This is a genomic window from Kitasatospora sp. NPDC001175 (genome assembly GCF_053598215.1).
On sequence record NZ_JBSFJU010000200.1, the window covers coordinates 1 to 1,941 of the forward strand.

Annotated in this window: 1 protein-coding gene; it reads right to left on the reverse strand. The window is 63.3% G+C overall.

What is annotated here, in order from left to right:
• Positions 1-90: 90 nt before the first annotated feature.
• Positions 91-1,356, reverse strand: coding sequence for a group II intron reverse transcriptase/maturase (ltrA, locus tag ACWDAK_RS41100; protein WP_427396341.1), 1,266 nt, complete (start codon positions 1,354-1,356; stop codon positions 91-93).
• Positions 1,357-1,941: the final 585 nt, after the last annotated feature.

A 1,941-nucleotide genomic window follows, 5' to 3' on the forward strand; every position in this document is an offset into this window, starting at 1 on the left:
GGTCGAGTAGCCGGGAGGGATCTCACCTCCCGGCCCTCACAGAACCGTGCGTAACAGTCTCCCGTTACACGGCTCTTGCCGCTCTGGTCGTCAGATCAACAGGGCATTCTGCTTGGGCGTAAGGCGCCAGTGAGCGAACATCCGGGGGTACCGCTGTGCGATCTCCTGGAGCTTCGCTAGCGCCTTCCGCTTGCCTGCGAACCGCTTGTACTTCTTGCGGATCCAGCGCAACAGGTAGACGTTGATGCGCAGGGCGAAGGCGTACAACTCCCACGGCCGGAACCGGGCGTAGTAGTTGAGCCAGCCCGCCACCACGGGGTTGATCCGCCGGGCAAGCTCTTGGAAGGTCAGGTCGGTGCGGCGGTGAAGGTGCCACGACCGCATCTCACGTCCGATCCTGGTCAGGGCTTCCCTGCTGATGGCCGGGTCGAACGACAGGAACAGGTTCCCGCGCCGGCTCCGGCTCTTCCTGGCGCGGAAGGTGTATCCGAGGAACGTGAACGCCTCGTGCTCGTAGGAGCCGCGGCGTACGCCGTCCTTGCAGTACACGATCCGGGTCTTGTCCGGGTGGAGTTCCAGCCCGACCTCGACCATCCGCTCCCGCAGCGCCGCCAGGACCTCGTGGGCCTGATGCTCGGAGTTGCAGTGCAACACCACGTCGTCCGCGTAGCGCTCGAACTGCACGCCCGGGAAGTTCCGGGCCATCCAGGTGTCGAACGCATAGTGCAGGAACAGGTTCGCCAGGACGGGAGACACCGGAGCGCCCTGCGGCGTCCCGCGTTCCCGTACCACCAGCTGGCCGTCGGGCATGACGAGCGGGGCGGCGAGCCACCTGCGCACGTACAACTTCACCCAGACGGCGTCGGTGTGAGCGTCCACGGCCTTGACCAGCAGGTCCCAGGGCACGCTGTCGAAGAACTTCCGGATGTCGAGTTCGACCACCCAGTTCTTCCTCCAGCACCGTTCCCGGCACTTTCCCACCGCGTCAAGAGCAGACCGTCCGGGCCGGTATCCGTAGCTGTCCGGGTGGAAAATCGGCTCCACCCTTCGCATCAGATACCGGGCCGCAACGGTCTGTGCCACCCGGTCGGCGACAGCGGGAATGCCGAGCATTCTCGTGCCGCCGCCGTGCGGCTTCGGGATCTCCACCGCGCGCACCGGAGGCGGGAAGTACGAGCCCGACGACATTCGGTTCCAGACCTTATAGAGGTTGTTCCTCAGGTCCTTCTCGAAGTCGGCGATGCTCTGCCCATCCACTCCCGGCGCACCCTTGTTATCCCTGACTTCCTCCCATGCCTCCATAACCTCCCACTTCGAAATGTCAAACGGCTTGATCTGAGACTTCAACTGGCTCATCCCACTCCTCCCGGAGAACTTCCGGTTGATGTGATCAACTCAGTCACGAGCGGCCCGGCCCCTTCGCTCCACCCCCGTTACAGGGGCTTCATCACTACTACGAACCGGTCCGCCAGCAGGACCCGCATCGGTACTCGACTCCTCACGGTAGTTCTGCCGCTTGGAGCACTCCCTCTCCCCCGCCGCAGCGGGGAGTATCGGGACCTGCCTTCTCCTGTTCCGTACGAGAGCAGCAGACCGGACTCACGTCGCCTCCATGCCGGACACCACCTGGCCAATAGACGGGCACCCGCCAGGTTCATCCCGGGAGCCTGTGAACCCCCCGGTTTTGATGTCGCCTGTTCGCATTTCGACACGTCAGCAGCGATTCACTTGCGTTCGTCTTTCCGGTCCCCACCTGGCGCCTCTTACAACGCCTTTTCCTCATCGTTCACCACGACGGTCTTCAGCCAACGCAGCATGAGGTAGTTTGAAGCCTCCCCCCGCAGGGCGGCTCCGAAGGGCCAAACCTTCATCTCTCGCACAGCACCGCAATTAGAAGTTCACTACCAATAACTCCCTTTCACGTTCAGGACACACTCACAG

What these genes read in the sequence shown, in the direction of transcription:
- ltrA (WP_427396341.1), bottom strand. Translation starts at nt 1,356, where the DNA reads ATGAGCCAGTTGAAGTCTCAGATCAAGCCGTTTGACATTTCGAAGTGG.